General features: G+C 61.5%; 14 protein-coding genes. 1 reads left to right on the forward strand and 13 read right to left on the reverse strand.

The features are described from left to right. Positions 1–420 precede the first annotated feature (420 nt). The gene (locus ACO54Z_RS08835; RefSeq protein ID WP_485996677.1) at positions 421–1,383 is read left to right on the forward strand and encodes a zinc ABC transporter substrate-binding protein; all 963 of its coding nucleotides are present in this window, start codon (positions 421–423) and stop codon (positions 1,381–1,383) included. Between the two features lie 539 nt (positions 1,384–1,922). On the opposite strand, the gene ACO54Z_RS08840 is transcribed toward ACO54Z_RS08835, so the two are convergent. From ACO54Z_RS08840 to ACO54Z_RS08900, 13 genes are all read right to left on the reverse strand, one after another. After that, on the reverse strand, positions 1,923–2,204 hold the full coding sequence (locus ACO54Z_RS08840) for a CopG family ribbon-helix-helix protein (protein WP_485996678.1): 282 nt from the start codon (positions 2,202–2,204) through the stop codon (positions 1,923–1,925). A 38-nt stretch (positions 2,205–2,242) separates the two neighbouring features. After that, entirely contained in the window at positions 2,243–3,172 is a 930-nt protein-coding gene (locus ACO54Z_RS08845; RefSeq protein WP_485996679.1) for a phosphatidate cytidylyltransferase, read from the reverse strand. Further along, on the reverse strand, positions 3,169–3,840 hold the full coding sequence (locus ACO54Z_RS08850; RefSeq protein WP_298079676.1) for a lysophospholipid acyltransferase family protein: 672 nt from the start codon (positions 3,838–3,840) through the stop codon (positions 3,169–3,171). Before ACO54Z_RS08850 ends, ACO54Z_RS08845 begins: the two co-directional genes overlap by 4 nt. Before the next feature lie 526 nt (positions 3,841–4,366). Beyond that, entirely contained in the window at positions 4,367–5,500 is a 1,134-nt protein-coding gene (locus ACO54Z_RS08855; protein WP_485996680.1) for a Card1-like endonuclease domain-containing protein, read from the reverse strand. Between the two features lie 12 nt (positions 5,501–5,512). After that, positions 5,513–5,806 (reverse strand): CRISPR-associated protein Csx16, encoded by a 294-nt coding sequence (csx16, locus tag ACO54Z_RS08860; protein WP_298081265.1) that lies wholly within the window; start codon positions 5,804–5,806, stop codon positions 5,513–5,515. After that, complete coding sequence (gene cas6, locus ACO54Z_RS08865; RefSeq protein WP_485996681.1) at positions 5,803–6,810, reverse strand: CRISPR system precrRNA processing endoribonuclease RAMP protein Cas6; 1,008 nt, start codon at positions 6,808–6,810, stop codon at positions 5,803–5,805. Before cas6 ends, csx16 begins: the two co-directional genes overlap by 4 nt. Positions 6,811–7,127: 317 nt before the next feature. Then, a complete protein-coding gene (locus ACO54Z_RS08870; protein WP_485996682.1) occupies positions 7,128–8,795 on the reverse strand; it encodes an RAMP superfamily CRISPR-associated protein in 1,668 nt (555 codons plus the stop codon). A 715-nt stretch (positions 8,796–9,510) separates the two neighbouring features. Continuing rightward, positions 9,511–10,446, reverse strand: a complete 936-nt coding sequence (csm4, locus tag ACO54Z_RS08875) for a type III-A CRISPR-associated RAMP protein Csm4 (protein WP_485996683.1) — start codon at positions 10,444–10,446, stop codon at positions 9,511–9,513. A 1-nt stretch (position 10,447) separates the two neighbouring features. Further along, positions 10,448–11,158, reverse strand: a complete 711-nt coding sequence (csm3, locus tag ACO54Z_RS08880) for a type III-A CRISPR-associated RAMP protein Csm3 (protein WP_485996684.1) — start codon at positions 11,156–11,158, stop codon at positions 10,448–10,450. Between the two features lie 10 nt (positions 11,159–11,168). After that, entirely contained in the window at positions 11,169–11,570 is a 402-nt protein-coding gene (csm2, locus tag ACO54Z_RS08885; protein WP_298080806.1) for a type III-A CRISPR-associated protein Csm2, read from the reverse strand. A 4-nt stretch (positions 11,571–11,574) separates the two neighbouring features. Next, positions 11,575–13,881 (reverse strand): type III-A CRISPR-associated protein Cas10/Csm1, encoded by a 2,307-nt coding sequence (cas10, locus tag ACO54Z_RS08890; protein ID WP_485996685.1) that lies wholly within the window; start codon positions 13,879–13,881, stop codon positions 11,575–11,577. Positions 13,882–13,965: 84 nt separating this feature from the next. Continuing rightward, entirely contained in the window at positions 13,966–14,520 is a 555-nt protein-coding gene (locus ACO54Z_RS08895; RefSeq protein WP_485996686.1) for a hypothetical protein, read from the reverse strand. A gap of 198 nt (positions 14,521–14,718) precedes the next feature. After that, positions 14,719–15,264: a thermonuclease family protein gene (locus tag ACO54Z_RS08900; RefSeq protein ID WP_485996687.1), complete on the reverse strand. Its 546-nt coding sequence runs from the start codon at positions 15,262–15,264 to the stop codon at positions 14,719–14,721. Positions 15,265–15,266 lie beyond the last annotated feature (2 nt).

Consider the following 15,266-nt stretch of genomic DNA (forward strand, 5'->3'; position numbering starts at 1 on the left):
TTTGCGTGGGGCCCGGGGGAGGGTTGGGGTGGGGGTGAGCGATATTGTTGATAAATCAAAAGCCCATTTTTCACGTTTGCTGCCCTCACCCCAACCCTCTCTCTTGCTTCGCAAGCAATGCTTGTCGCTGCGCGAGCTGTCCCAGTCCCACAGGGACAAGCATTGCTCGCGTAGCGAGAGAGGGAGTATATCGGCGGTTTTACCGGCTCCCATTCACACAAGAAAACAGCTTTTCCTAGACTCTAAATAGGCTCTAAAAAAAATCCCCGCCATGTGCGGGGGATTTCTTCATACATAACAATGATAGAAACAAAAAAACCGTTACCCCGTCGCAAGAAGCGTATCCTGTTGCGCCAAGCAAAGCCTGCCCGGAGTCCCGCGCAGGCTTTTCACCTGAAACAACAAAACCGGAGACCACACATGAAACACATCCTCCTCGCCGCCCTCGTCGGCATCGCCTGCCACGCCTACGCCGCGCCGAAAGTCGTCACCACCATCAAGCCGCTGCACTCGCTGGTCGCGCAGGTGATGGACGGCGTCGGCGAACCCGAACTGCTCATCAAACAAGGCTCGCCGCACGGCTACCAGATGAAACCGGCGGATGCGAAAAACGTCGCCGAAGCCGACCTCGTCCTCTACGTCAGCCACGAACTTGAAACTTTCATGCCGCCGCTGCTCAAAAAAAGCGCCAAAGAGCACAGCATCGAATGGGCGGCGCTGCCCAACCTCTACCCGCTGCCGACCCGCCACGGCGGAATGTGGGAAGAAGGCGACGACGATGATGACCACGACCACGGCGACCATCACCACCACGAACATGAACACGGCCACGAACATGGCCATGACCATCACGGCCACCACCACGGCGCCTACGACGCGCACCTTTGGCTGAGCATCGCCCGCAGCAAACTGCTGCTTGAGCAAACCGCGACCGAACTGGCCGCCATTGACCCCGCCAACGCCGCCAAATACCGGGACAACGCCGCCAAGGCCGCCGCCGACCTCGATGCGCTGAAAACCGGCCTCACGACAAAACTGCAACCGGTACAAAAACGCCCGTTCATGGTCTTCCACGACGCCTACCAGTATTTTGAACAGGACTACGACCTCGACGCCGTCGGCACCGTGCGCGTTGACCCCGAACACGAACCGGGCGCGAAACGCATCAGCGAACTGCACCAGATGATTGCCGACCACAAAATCGTCTGCCTCTTCAGCGAACCGCAATTCCCGGCGAAAATCGTCACCAAACTGGCGGCAGACGGCAACGTCAAAACCGCGGTACTGGACCCGGTCGGCGCCGACCTCGCCCCCGGCAAGACGATGTACCGCCAGCTCCTCACCAACCTCGCCGACAACCTCGCCGGCTGCCTCAAACCCTGAATCCCAAAAAACGAATAACTCACACACCGCCCGCCACCGCGCGGGCTTTTTGTTGCCGGGGTCATCCCGTTATCGCCAATTTTCAGAACCTGTTCAAATTTTTGGGGAATCGCATTTTTCCGTATGCTTGTGTAGGGAAATGAAAACCGGGAAAACAGCTAATATGCCCCCTCTCTCGCTACGCGAACAATGCTTGTCCCTGTGGGACTGGGACGGCTCGCGCAGCGACAAGCATTGCTTGCGAAGCAAGAGAGAGGGCTGGGGTAAGGACAACAAAGCCATTGAAAAACAGTAAGTTCAGTTCATAATCTATATCGCTCCCCCCACCCCGTCCCTCCCCCGCTGCGGGCGCTGCGCGCCCTGCAAGGGAGGGGGAAATTCGGCGTAACAATTCAAATTTATGTGGATAACCAGATTTTGAACAGGTCTCAGAGAATCAGGGCTGTTTACCATTCAGCTCCTTATCCCTGCGAAGCGAGAGAAAGCGTTGGGAAGGAATAACATCCATGACTTTGCCGCCACCGCCCTGTCACGCCGAATCATCCGCATCCGTTGTAGCACGGCGGTATCTCGCCATCCTCGCCCCGCGCCAGCCTTGCCAGCCAGTCATCCGCTTCGGCTTCGGTCAGGTGTAAGCCGTCGCGTTGCCAGGCCGACCAGGCACGCTGCGCGTCTTCATAAAAAGACTGCCGCTTTTCCTCCTGCTCGATGTAATGCGCGATGGCGTCCTGCAACAGGCCATGCAGCGGGCGCTGTTGCGCATCTGCCAGCCGTTGGGCGCGCTGTTGCAATTTTTCATCCAGCTCTATGATTGCATTCATAAAAATCCTCCGGTTATCTCACCGTTGCGCCAACCGCCTCACACCGCCCAAAAATACTGCACGCAGTGGAAAAACACCGGCGCGGCAAAGCAAAGCGAATCCATGCGGTCAAGCATCCCGCCGTGGCCTTCGATGAGATGCCCCCAGTCCTTGACGCCGCGGTCGCGCTTGATAGCCGACATGACGAGACCGCCGAGAAAACCCATCACATTGACAATAAACGCGATGGAAATCGCCTCCGCCGGGGAAAATGGCGTAATCGCATACAGCGCGCCGCCGAGCAATGCCGCGCTGCACACCCCGCCGACGGTGCCGATGACCGTTTTCGACGGCGACAGCGTCGGCATAATCCTCTTGCGGCCAAAGAGCTTGCCCCACACAAATTGCAGCACGTCGCTCGCCTGCACCACCGCCACGAGAAACAGCAGCAGCAGAATATTGTGGTCGTAGCCGGGAATGCGCAGATTGAGCAGCGCCGGAATATGCGAGATGCAATAGACGCTAATCATCACCGCCCATTGCGCCGTCGCCGCGCGCGCGAGGAAAAAGCGGCTGTCGCCGGAAAGCGAGGCGGCAATCGGCATAAAAAGAAAGGCATAAACCGGAATAAACGTGGCGAACAGGCCGAGATTGCCCGCATACACCAGCACATATTGCAGCGGCAGAATGAAGTAATAACACAGCACCATCACCCGGTAATCGCTGCGGCGGCTGTACACCAGCGAGAGAAACTCGCGCAGGGCAAAAAACGACACCAGCCAGAACAAAAACACCGTGCCGCCGCGACCGACGGTAAACGCCGCCGCCAGCACCGCCGACATCCACCACCACGCATGAACGCGCGCGCGCAGATTGGCAAGCGTCGGCGTCGCGCCACGACGGGCAATGAGCCAGTGCGTCGTGCCGCTCGCCGCCAACAAAATCAACAACATCGTGGCAAACAGCCACGCGATAACGTGCTCGTTCATAAACCGCGCTCCTCTTGCCGCAACACCGGTTGCAGCGCCAATAACGTCGCCTGGGCGAAAGCGAGAAAATCCTCCTTCTCCGGGAAATCGCCGCCGCGGAACGGCTGGCCGAAGCGCACACTGCACAACATCGGCACCGGCAGCAGTCTGCCCTTGGGCAGGACGCGCTGAATATTGTGAATCCACACCGGCACCAGCTCGCACTCCGGCCGCGCCATGGCGAGGTGATACAGCCCGCTCTTGAACGGCTGCAGCAGCACATTGTCATTGGCATTGCGCGTCCCCTCCGGGAAAATCAACAAATCGGCGCCCGCGTCCATCGCCTCCGCCATCTGCAACACCGCCGCCTGCGGCTCGCCGCTCTGGCGCGCGACCAGCACCATATTGAACACCTTCAGCGCGATAAAACGGCGCAACGGCGACTTCAGCCAATAATCGGCGGCAGCGACCGGGCGCAATTGCCGCCGCAGCAGCCGCGGCAGCGATACCCAGATGAGCATAAAATCGCCGTGGCTGTTGTGATTGGCATAAAAAACGCGACCAGCGGCGGCGCGGGCGCGCAAATGCGGCAGGGGCTGCGAATGCGCGCCGGTGAGAAGAATCACCAGCGCAGACAGACACTTGTCTATCCAGACGGCGAGAAAATGGCGATGGTTTCGGGGATTCATGACAGCATTCCGTGAAAAGATGCCCGCGATTTTACCGCCAACCGCAGGCGGTTCACCATCGCGCTGCATCCGCCCGCCGCCGGAGATTCCCGTATGGCATCCGGCCGGAAGCGTATAGCCATCCCCCGGGGCTGCTTATAGCCGTAAACCCGTAGGTTGGGTTAGAGGCTGTTTACCATTCAGCCGTAAACACGCCCAATCCAATGCGGTTGCGTGGCGACGATTTTGTGAGTTACACCATTAATTCGTAGGGTGTATGCCGCAGGCACGCACGCGTTTGCCGATGTCAAATTCCCGCGTGCACGTCGGCTACGCCGCCATACACCCTACGCACGGCGCCCGCCCGCTGTGGGCGCTGCGCGCCCTGCTGGGGAGGGGGATTTTTCAATTGTAAACAGCTCCTAACCCAACCTACGAATAAAATCATTGTGTTATGAGCAATTGTAAACCGCCTCTGGTGGGTGTGCGGGCAACGCTTTGTTGTGCGGACGGCAATCCGGCGGCAGTGACGGGCGGTGTCCCCCGGCTATTGTCGCGCCATCCATTTGTGCAGCAGGGTTTTGAAGCCGTGCAGGTCTTTTTGTTCGATGATTTCGATGCCGGCGCCTTTGGCGCGGTCGCGGGTTTCGCGCGGCAGTTCGCGGTAGGAGATAAAGGCGGTTTGGGTGCGCAGGCCACCGAGTTTTTTCAGTGTCTCAAGTTTGTAAAGCGCGTTTTGCGTTTTTTCGTCCGCCTTGAGGTTGGCGGTTTTGCATTCGAGTACGAAGAGGATGTTGTGGCTGAGGATGGCGATGTCCAGTTCGTTCGGCTGGTGCGGGTTGCCCGCGTTTTCGATTTGGACGTTGAGCGCGATGTCCTGGATGTCCGGCAGGCTGGCGGCAAGGTGAAAGGTGTATTCTTCAAGCCAGCCGCCGTTGGCGTAGCGCAGGCTGTCTTCGTCAGTGAAGGTGATTTTGTCGCCATCGGTTTTGAGCAGGTCGTGGCGGGCGAGGAGGTCGATCAGGTCATCGAGTGCGCCCCAGCTCTCGCTTTTGGCAAAGGTGAGGGTTTTGCGATTTTGGGCGCGGCCTTTGCTGATGATGCCGTTCAGGGCGGTAATGGCATCGGTGTAATACGGGTGGCGCTGAACGAGTTCTTCGCCGATGGCTTGCCGTTCGCGCGGCACGCTGTGTTGTAGCTGGTTGTTGGCGGCGATTTGGTAGCCGTGCAGGCGCAGGTAGTCTTCGATTTTGATTTTGGGCGGTTGCAGGGTGAGGCATTCGTTGTTGTCGAGCAGCAGCACTTCGTTGCTGGTGGCGGTGAAGTAGAAGGCAGGGTACCCCGCGTCGTGGAAGGTGCGGTAGGCGGCGATGGCCATCAGTTTGGTGCCGCCGGTGAGGTTCAGGGCGATGTTTTCTTTGGCCTCGTCCAGCGCGATGAGTTCGCCCAGTACTTTGTCTTCCATTTCCTGCATATCGTATTCGCTGGCGATGGCGATTTGTCGTGTTTTGACGCCGCAGCGGGTTTTCAGGGTGTGGGCGAGGGCGTCGGCTTTTGCGCGCATCCGCCCGGTGACGAGCAGGATGACTTCGCGCGGGCGAAAGGTGTTGTCCAGCACGGGGACGTAGTTGGGGATGGGCTGGTCGGAGACGATGCAGACGTGGATATTGTATTTGTGCATGATGTTTTCCTGTCAGGTTTTGTAGATGTGGTAACGCTGGAGGGTGCAGCCCATCGCGCGCATTTCCGCCGCGCTGTATTCGCTGCCGCGTCGTTCGGCTTCTTGCGGCAATTGCAAGGCGTACCACTGCGCGCCTTTGGCGCAGACGGCGGCGGCGAGGTGCGGCGGCAGGGTGCCGATGACGGTGTCGCCGGGGGCGATTTCGTCCGGGTCAAGGTGGTCGCGGTAGTGGTCGATGTGCCACTGCGGTTGTTCTTTTATCCAGGCGATGGCGCCGGGATGGCGGCTGATGAACCAGTTGCTCATGGGTGTTCGGTGAGGGTGTAGCGGCCAAGGCCGAAGGTGGTGTTTTTGCCCAGATGCAGCCATTGGCCGATTTGCAGGGCGCGGGCGTGCTCCGGGGCAAGTCCCGCCAGTTCCCAGTCGCCGATAACGCCGCCCAGGTGCATATGGCGCTGTTGGCGGTTGGAGTAGCGTTGCCAGTCGTACCAGCGCAGGTTTTTGTGGCTTGCCACTTGTGCCGCCTGGTTTTTGAGGGCGAGGTAGTCGGCCTGCGGGGTGATGCCGAGGTGGATTTGCGCGGTGAGCGAGAGGCGGCGTTGCAGTTGGGTCAGCAGTGTCTGCGCGTCAATGCGCTCCACGCCCAGTGCCACGCCGTTGTGTTGCAGGCGCAGCGGGGTGAGGAGACGCAGCGTCAGGCGGTCGGGGACGGTGTCAGGCAGGGTGATGTGGTTGTCGTGTTCGGCGATGCGTTCGCCGTCGTAGAGCTCTTGCCAGCCGTCTTCGCGTTCGATGGCGATGGCGGCGAGTTCGCCCTGACCACGGGCGATGCCTTCGGCGGTGCGGAAGGCCTGTTGCCAGGCGTAGCTGATGAGTGGCAGGTAATGGCGGGCGCGGCCGATGAGGACGAGGCTGAACTGGTACTGGCTGCCGGGCGGGTAGTCGTGGCGGTCGTCGAGGCGGGCGGGTTCGATGCTGTACGGCGGCGGGATGGTCGCCGGGTTGGCGAGGCCGATGTCCGGGCGCGGCGCAGGTTCAAAGATGTGGGTGTAGGGGGTATGTTGCAGCAGTTCGGGTTCGGGACGGTGGCCGCGCGGCACGCTGGCACGGCGCAGGGCATGACCAAAGGCACCGCGCAGCGCCGAGCCGATGTAGGCGGGCGATTGCAGGGTGCGGGTGATGGTGAAGGTGTAGCGGTAGCGGGCGATGGGCAGGGTCGCGGGGAGGTTGAGGAGCATGGTTTTGGGATGAGGGTTGGCGGGTTGCGGGCAGTATTTTGGCATCGTTTCGTAGTTTTTGTTGTCGGCCATGAATGGCCGACCGGCGGCATGGCTACAGGGCATCAGCGGGGAAACGGGCAAACTCCAGCCCTCCCCCACCGGGGGAGGGGGCGGAGCGGCGGGTGAGCGGCGGGGCGCGGACGGCGGCGGGTGTTTTGACATTGTTTCGTAGGTCGGGTACTTGTGCCCGACGTTTTTTTGTTGTCGGCCATGAATGGCCGACCTACGGCATGGCTACAGGGCATCGGCGGGGAAACGGGCAAACCCCACCCCAGCCCTCCCCCACCGGGGGAGGGAGCAGAGCGGCGGGGCGCGGGCGGCGCCGGGTCAAGTCCCGCCCGCCGGGTTTATCCGCCGCGCAGTTTTTGCAGGGCGGCCTTGATGTCTTTTTCTTTTTTGCCGCTGTAGAAGCCTTTGCAGGCGCTGTCCAGTTTTTTGTACGGCAGCAGTTCGGCGAGTTGTTTTTGGCTGGCGCTGTCCAGTTCGCCGTGTGCCTGTTCGAGGGTAGCGAGGATGTCGCGGTGCAGCGCGAGGTTTTTGTCCTGGTTGCGGTCGCTGTAGGTTTTGCTGTGTTCGCTGAGGCGGGTGAGGATGTCATGCGCGAGGCGTTCGTGTGCGGGCAGGGCGGCAAGGCGTGCGGCTTCGGCCTGCTCCGCTGCCTGTTCGGCGGCGACGGCGGCGGCCTGGGCTGCGGCTTTGGCGGCGTTTTTTGCCGCCTGTTCGGCTTTGGCGGTTTGCGCGGCGTGCAGTTTGTCGCGCAGGGCGGCGGTATCTTTGAGGTGGGCGCTGTTTTGTTGGCACCAGTCGCGCAGGGCGGCGTTGTCGTCTGTTGGGTCGATTTCGATCAGCGCCCAGCCGAAGGGGAGGAGGTTGTGTTGGTCGCTGGTGTTTTCGGCGGCGAGCCAGACGGTTTTGGTGTGCTTTTCGTAGGTGGGTTTGGCGCCTTTCGCGCCCATGATTTTGATTTGGGCGTATTTTTCTAGGGTTTTGGCTTCCGCGCCGCCGTTTTTGCCGAGGCGGACGAGGAGGACGGTGCCGGCGTCGAATTGGGGAACGAGCTGGCGTAGCAGTTGTTCGGTGCTGCGCTGCCATGCGGGCGCAACGAGGCCGCGTTCGAGGAGCAGCTCGTTTTCTTTTTTGTAGCGGCTCAGGTGGTAGTGGTTGGCGGCGCGGATGAGGCGGGCGAGGTCGGGGCGGGGTTCGCCGGGCAGGTTTTTTTCCGGGTTTTTGAGGCACGGCCGGTGGTCAAGCAGCAGGCTGTGCAGGGTGAGCGCGCCGCTGAAGGCGCGGTATTGGCCGTGCTGGATGGTTTCGCGGCGGCCGGTGACGCCTTTGCCCGCTACGGGGCGGCCGTCTTTGCCGATGATGTTCTTTTTTTTGTGGTTGGTGGCGTAGCAGATGTGGGTGGCGATGTCGCCGCTGGCGTTGAGGTCGGCGGGTTTGACGAGGCGGAGCAGGTCGGTGGCGAAGCTGCCGAGCAGGTCTTCTTCGTAGCGCAGTTGTTCGCGTTTTTCTTTGAGCGGGTTGCTCAGGTGAAAGGTGGCGGGCGGCTGTTTTTCGCTGCGCATTTCCATCAGCGCGGTGCGCAGGCAGCCTTTGAGGGCGCTGCCGGGGATGAGCGGTGTGTGGTTGTGCGGGTTGGTGGCGGTGCGTTCGATGTTGAGGCGGTTGAAGACGAGGTTGCCGCGTTGTTCGCGCTGGACGACTTTGCCGAGGCTTTTGTGGTATTCGCTGGCCAGTGCCGGGCTGACGCTGCTGATGCTGTGCGCGGCGGCGCGGAAGGGGTCGGGGTTGTCGGCGAAGTATTGCTGGATGCGCTGGATGTCGCCGCTTTTGGCGACACCGAGCAGTTTGTTGCGCTGCGCGGGGTCGAGTTCGGCTTGCGCCGGGTCGAAGGCGTAGAGGGCGTTGTCGGCGATGATGTAGTTGGTGGGCTCGTAGTCTTCGCCGGTGCCGAGGTGGAGGGGGGAGAGCGGGGTGAGGTGCAGGGTGTGGCGGTGGAGGAAGTCTGTCATGGGGTATTCCTTTTGTGATGGGGGTTCCGGTGGGCTATAGCCATTCACCGAAAGTTTTAGAGCCTGTTTAGAGTCTGGGAAAACCTGTTTTCTTGTGTGAACGGGAGCAGGTAAAACCGCCGATATACTCCCTCTCCCTGTGGGACAAGCATTGCTCGCGTAGCGAGAGAGGGCTGGGGTGAGGGCAGCAAATAATTGAAAAAACAGAATTTCGGTTTATCGATAATATCGCTACCCCCACCCCGGCCCTCCCCCGGGCCCCATTCAAAATGCGACCGCATTTTGAATGGGTACCCGCCCGCTGCGGGCTTCGCTCTGCGGGGGAGGGGGAATTTCGCTTTTACTCGCAGACTCTAAACAGGCTCTTAGACAAGGCGCGCCGCTGAAGACAGTACGCGGTTGTACGGCGCGGGTTTCCCTAAAAAATGGCTCCGCCATTTTTTAGGGTGCCCGGTCAGGCGGCGCAACACCGTATGTGGCTTTCGCTGGATGGCTATACATACATTCGAGCGCTCAAGGTGTTAAACGGGGGGTATGGGCATCGAGGTATGCAGGCTAACCCCACCCCCTCGGTTCCCATGAAAGAGGCAAAGCCTCTTTCATGGGTGCCCTCGTCCCCTCCCCCACAGGGGGAGGGGCGTATCGGCGGTTTTTGTCTGTTTCAGCTCCCTGCACAAGCACACGGAAAATGTGATTCACCATATTTTTTAACGGGTTATAAGCGCTCATATTCCAGTTCAAGGGCGATGACCGGGGCGTAGCCCTGGTGTACGGCTTCGGGCTGGCTGGCGGAGATGCCGCCGATGCCCTGGCCTATCCAGGGGCGGCCGTGGCGCTCGCCGCTGAAGACGGCGCCGGTTTGTGCCATCAGCACCGGTTTTTTGTAGGGGTTGCCCGCGGTCGCCTGTATGTTGCCGTGGCGACCAAAGCGGGTCAGGGTCTGGTAGTAGCTGTGTTCGGGGTCGAATCCTTGTCCTTGCGGGCAGCAGGGGGCGAGGGTCATCGCCGCGTCGCCGGTGCGGGCAAACAGCGTTTGTTCTGCTTCCAGCGTCTTGATTCGGTATTTGCCGAGGCCGGTGCTGGCGTCGCGGCCATAGCCGCTGTAGCCAAGGTTTTTGAGTACTTGCGCCAGTTCGTCGCGCGTGATGCGCGCCGGGTCGTGCAGCAGGTAGAGTTGCCATTGGCTGTTGGTGCTGTACCAGTGTTGTTCGCTGGTGAACGGCGCGAACTGGTCGCTGCCGGTAGTGTGGGTGGCGCGGTTGATGCTGTTGTGCGCCTGGGTGTGGCTGGTGAGCAGGTCGGCGGCGATGTCGTTGTTGCTTTTGGCGTGTTGTTGCCAGTCGCGCACGGGTTCTTTGAGCCTGTCCAGCGGCAGCCATTGGCGTTTTTTCAATGCTTTGCGGTCTCCTTCGCCGGGCGTTTTTTCCCAATAGGCAGACGGCAATGTCGGCAGCGGCAGGTGTCCGGCGGGGAAGGCGTCGGAGGTGATGAGGCAGGGGTTGCCGTCGCAGTAGCCGTCAAGCAGTGCGCGCAGGCGGGCTTCGCCATAGATTTCGGCGATGCCCCAGCAGAGGTGGCCAAAGAGGGTGTCGCCGACCAGCGGCGTGCCGAAGGCAGTCTGCGGGATGAGGGTGAGGCGGAGCGCGTCCATGTCAGGCGAAGGGTTTGTGTTGGGCGAAGCGGTCGCTGATGGCGCTGTCGCCGTCAAGGGCGAGGTTGGCGAAGCGCACTTTGCCGTAGCCGCGCGAGCCGGAGCCGCCGAGGCTGTCCCATTCGAGCAGTTTCAGCCCGGTGAGCAGGGTGTGCAGCAGGGCGTCGTCGTCGCCGTCGTATTGTTTGAGGGTGAGGCGGAAGGTGAAGACGGCACCGGCGGGAACGCGCTCGGTGAAGCGCGGGTGTTCGGCAGTGCCGCTGATGCGGTTGATGCGGTTCTCGCTTTTGGCTTCGGTCCAGGAAAGGTTGTCTTCGCGCTGTTTGGCGGCGTAGCCGGGGTCGAGCGGGCAGTCCCAGAAGGCGAGGCGGGTGTGGCCGATGTGTTTTTGGAAGGTTTCGTCCTGGGTGTCGCCGCTGATGCCGAAGAGTTGCAGGATGTGTTTGACCGCGGTTTGTTGGGCGCCGGTGCTTTGGTCGTATTCTGTTTTGCCGAGCGGGGTTTCTTGGACGGCGCCGCTTTTCCATTCGAGCAGGCTGCGGATTTTGCCTTTGAGGCTGCTGCCGGGGATGTAGGGTTCGCCTGTTACGGGGTGTTTGACGACGGGGTTGTCGATGCCGCCGATGTGGATTTCGCTGTCGCCAGCGCCGATGTGCAGGCCGCTTTCGAGGATGAGGTCGGCGGTGAGGGTGCGGATGTTTTGTAGTTGCATGGGGCGCTCCTTATTTGGTTTCGCTGGCTTTGCGGTAGCCGAGCATGGCTTCAAAGAAGAGTTTGGCGTGGCGCAGGGTTTGCGGGCTGTCGATTTGGTCTATCAGGCGGTTGAAGATGGCGACGAAGTGTTCGTCCAGCAGGGTTTTGCCGCCGCTTTTGCGGCCGCTGGCGTAGGCCGCCTTCGCTTTGAGCATTTGGATGAAGGGCGCGGATTTGTCGTATTCGGCCTTGCGGTCGGCGGCACGGTGGATTTTTTCGTCCCACATCGCCAGTTCGTCGTAGAACTTGCGGATTTGGGTGGATTTGTTTTGTTCTTTGTTTTGGCTGATGTCTTCGGCGGCGCTTTTGGCGATGTCGCTGAAGATGGCCGGTGCCAGCGGCGTTTGTAGTTTGATGTCGTTCAGGTTCATGGGGTTATTGCTCCCGTTGCTGGTAGAAGTGGTTGGTAAGCGGGATGCGGAAGCGGCCAAGTTGTTCCGCAATGTAGCGCGCGAGGTCGCTACCGAGTTGTTGGTAGGCGTTGTCTTTGGCGGTGATGTGTTTTTGCCGACTGACCAGGCGCCGCGTCTGGTAGTAGAGGCGGCTGCGCCAGATGCTCGCCATGATGTCGCCACGCTGTTCCCGGGTGGCCAGTTCGGTGAGGTGCAGCAGGCTGTAGAGGTAGGCGGTGCTGAGGCGGTAGTTTTCTTGCAGTTCGGCGATGCGCGCGGCGATTTGGGTGAGGGTGTCCCACGCTGTCCAGGCAACGGTTTCGCCGTAGAGGCTGACCGCGTTTTTGCCGGGATGTTTTTTGGCTTTTTCCAGCGCTTCTTCGGCGTAGGCGGAGAGTTTCGGCACCGGCAGGCCGGGTTTGCTGATGGCGATACCGGCGCTGAAGGTGAGTTGCGGGTTGTGCGCGGTGTAGGCGCTGAAGTGGTCGCGCATTTCGGCGGCGAGCCGCTGGATTTGCAGCCACGGGCCGATGAGGAAGAAGTCGTCGCCTCCGGCGAAGACGGTGTAGGTGTTGCGCGCGTTTTCGGCGCAGTACGCGGGCAGCCACAGGCTGAAGAACTGGTTCATTTGTCGCGACAGCGCCGCTGTTTTGGCGAGGCTTGGTTTGGCGAGGCCTTTTTGGAAGATGCGGCCGAGGCTATCGACGTCGCCCTTGAGGGTGGCGATGGCGATTTTGCCGCGCCAGCCGTCGTCTTCTGCCAAGCGCTGCCGTTCTTCGCAGGCGAGGTGGTTGAAGGTTTTCGGCAGTTCCGGGCGCGGCGCGGCTTCGTCGTCGTCTTGCGCCGGGCGGTATTTGTCCGGGTCTTGCAGGTCTTCGTCACGAAATCGTGGCACGTAGGCGTTGATGTAGCGTCGCGCGTAGCCGTGCCAAACGCTGTTATCGTCCAGATGCGGCAGGGAGAAGTCCCAGCAGCGGCGCAGCTCGCCCTGTTCGGCGGCTTTGCCGAAGGCGCCGCTGATTTCTTCGTCGGCGGTGAAGGCGATGGTGTAGCCGAAGATGGGCAGTTGCAGTTTTTGTGTGTCGCGGTCGCTGCGCACGGCGGCGGCGCCACCGAGGATGAGCAGGCGGTTTTGTTTGGGCAGCAGGCTGCCGATGGTGATTTGGTCAGCGGAGCGGGCGGCCGGTTGCGGGTGGGTGGGGCTGCCGCTGGCGGGCAGGCGCTGGTCGTAGCGGCAAACGCCGTTGGGATAGGCGACGGGCAGCGCGGTTGGCGTGGCTTCGGTGAGGTCGAAGCGTTGCAGTTTGGCGCGTTCGAGCGCCTCGAAGCTGTCCTGGACGAGTTGGGCAAATTGTTCCGGGTTGCTGAAGTCGTCGCGGCTTGCGGTCTGGGTGGCGATGCCGAGCGCGACCTGGCCGTAGCAGTGTTCGAGCAGCCAAGCGTTCATGTCCACTCGGGCGTGGGTGACGGCGTCGCGCACGGCGGCGGTGTTGGGCGCGATGATGAGGAATTTGCCCGCCGCGTTCTGGATTTGCGCGGTTGGCGGCAGGGTGCAGGCCTCCAGCACTTTCAGCGCCGCCACTTCGGCAAAGAGTGAGACGTGGAAGGAGCGGCCACGCAGGATTTTCGCGGCGTGGCGGTTGGTGTCGCTGCCGCTGGCGAAGATGAAGTTCTGGATGCCGAAGAAGTCGCCCTGTATCAGCAGGATTTCGGGGTCATCGCCCGCATCGCGGCGCAGCCACAGGGCGGTGGCGAGCGCGGCGGTGGTTTTGCTGTGGTCGTAGAGGGAGATGTCGGCGCTGTGCGCGGCGGGGACGGCGTGGGCGATGTTTTGCCAAAGGGTGTCGAAGTGGTCGAGCCACAGCGGCCAGTTGTTGCGGTGTGCATTGGGGATGGCGTTGAGACCGTCAAGGAATGTTTGCCAAAGGTCGGCGCTGGCAATGTCGCTGCCGGGGAAGATGCTGCGCGGATTGAGCGGTGCGCGCGGGTAGTACAGTTCGCCGTTGCCTGCGGGCTGTTTTTCGTCAAGGTGGATGGTGGCGAACAGCGGGCGCAGGTTTGTTTCATCGCTGGCGGTTTTGTCCGTGCCGACGGCGATGGCGGCGGCGTCTGCGATGTGTTTTTGCAGGTCGTGGTCGTCGAGGAGCGGCGCGATGTCATCGCGGATGCGGGATGGCAGATGCGACGCGAGTACCCGCCAAAGGTCGGCGGGGGTCAGGCCGGCAAGGGTGGCAATGCCCGGCAGCAGGGCGGCAAAGGCGGTAGCGCAGGCGGTGTCCGTTGGGGTCATGGCGGTTCCTGGTGGCGGTTGATGGGCTTGGGAGCGATTGTCAGAAAATTCTGTCGGGCTGGCAAGATTGGCAATTTTGTCCGTTCAGCGCTGTTGCCGGGCGCGGCGGCGTTTGCGCCAGACGAACGGGACGATGATGGCGAGGACGATGGCGAACGGGCTGATGATGATGCCGAAGACGACCGGGCCGTTCAGGTCGCGCACGCTGTTTTCGATGTAGGTGCTGCGCATCAGCCGTAGCGCGCCGTCTTGCGCGGGCGCAGTGGTGAGCACGTAGTATTTTTTCGGCCAGAAACGGCTGCGCGTTTCCCACAGCGTGATGGTGAGGCCGTCTGCGGGCAGGGTGTCGCGGTAGCGCCAGTCCTGGCCGAGGGTGGCGGCAATGGCGGTTTTCATCGCTTCGTCGTCCGCCGCGCTGCGCCAGCTTTGACCGCAGTATTTGCGCTTGCTGTCGTCGCCGTCCGCGGTGTTTTGGTCGATGCGCCGGTCGGCGGCCTGGAAACGCGGGGTGTTGTCGCCATCCAGCCGTGCGGCTTCGCTATGCGGCGGCAGGTAGGTGCAGAGGTCGGTATTGCCGGGGGTGGCGGGCGGTTGGCAGCCCGCGAGGGCGAGAAGGAGAGGGAGGAGGATTTTTTTCATGCGGCGGTTATTGGCTGTGGTGGTGAAGGTCTTGCCGGGGCGGGATTGTCGCCGGGCGGGGGCTTCCCGCATCGCAAGGGCAGCGGTGCGCTCCCTGTTTTTCTTTGCGGGGATTGGCGTTAGGTGCTGTTTGCAATTTGAAAAATCCCTCTCCCGCTGCGGGTTTCGCCCTGCAGGGGAGGGGGATTTGAACAGGTTTTAGAGGTGATGCCGTCGCCAGGTTTTCGGGTTTTCCGGCGGTTTGGATGAGAGCCAGAAGCCTTTGCGGGTGCGGCGCGCCTGTTTTTCCGCGTCGCGGTAGGCGCGCGGGGTGTCTTTGCCCGCGTAGGCGAAGGCGTAGCCGTCGGCAATCATCGTCAGGTTCACGTCGCGGGTGATGTCGTAGAGGATGCCGAGGCTGCGGTGGTAGTAGTCCTGGCCGAGGTAGCGCATTTCAAAGTGGTGCGGCAGGCGCTGCGCGAGGGCGGCGCGGGATTGTTCGCCGTAGGGAGTTTGTCCCATTTCCGGAGCGTCAATGCCGGCGAGGCGGATGTGCAGTTTTTGCCGTGCACAGGTGGCGATGACGGTGTCGCCGTCGCTGATTTTGTCGAGGGCGCAGTGGTAGGTTTGGCCTTTTTCGCCGCGAAATTCGGCGGGAGCGGGTTCGCTTTGTGCAGCGAGGGCAAAGAGGGCGATGCCGCTCATCAGCAGTATCCCGTATTTGTCCCAGGTAGTGCGGTGGCGGATGGCAAACAGCGCCGTCAAGC

This window comes from Cardiobacterium sp., from assembly GCF_057314735.1.

Bases quoted from the DNA above. Each gene is read 5' to 3' on its own strand.
- ACO54Z_RS08835 (WP_485996677.1), top strand. From the start codon at position 421: ATGAAACACATCCTCCTCGCCGCCCTCGTCGGCATCGCCTGCCACGCC.
- ACO54Z_RS08840 (WP_485996678.1), bottom strand. From the start codon at position 2,204: ATGAATGCAATCATAGAGCTGGATGAAAAATTGCAACAGCGCGCCCAA.
- ACO54Z_RS08845 (WP_485996679.1), bottom strand. From the start codon at position 3,172: ATGAACGAGCACGTTATCGCGTGGCTGTTTGCCACGATGTTGTTGATT.
- ACO54Z_RS08850 (WP_298079676.1), bottom strand. From the start codon at position 3,840: ATGAATCCCCGAAACCATCGCCATTTTCTCGCCGTCTGGATAGACAAG.
- ACO54Z_RS08855 (WP_485996680.1), bottom strand. From the start codon at position 5,500: ATGCACAAATACAATATCCACGTCTGCATCGTCTCCGACCAGCCCATC.
- csx16 (WP_298081265.1), bottom strand. From the start codon at position 5,806: ATGAGCAACTGGTTCATCAGCCGCCATCCCGGCGCCATCGCCTGGATA.
- cas6 (WP_485996681.1), bottom strand. From the start codon at position 6,810: ATGGCCGACAACAAAAACTACGAAACGATGCCAAAATACTGCCCGCAA.
- ACO54Z_RS08870 (WP_485996682.1), bottom strand. From the start codon at position 8,795: ATGACAGACTTCCTCCACCGCCACACCCTGCACCTCACCCCGCTCTCC.
- csm4 (WP_485996683.1), bottom strand. From the start codon at position 10,446: ATGGACGCGCTCCGCCTCACCCTCATCCCGCAGACTGCCTTCGGCACG.
- csm3 (WP_485996684.1), bottom strand. From the start codon at position 11,158: ATGCAACTACAAAACATCCGCACCCTCACCGCCGACCTCATCCTCGAA.
- csm2 (WP_298080806.1), bottom strand. From the start codon at position 11,570: ATGAACCTGAACGACATCAAACTACAAACGCCGCTGGCACCGGCCATC.
- cas10 (WP_485996685.1), bottom strand. From the start codon at position 13,881: ATGACCCCAACGGACACCGCCTGCGCTACCGCCTTTGCCGCCCTGCTG.
- ACO54Z_RS08895 (WP_485996686.1), bottom strand. From the start codon at position 14,520: ATGAAAAAAATCCTCCTCCCTCTCCTTCTCGCCCTCGCGGGCTGCCAA.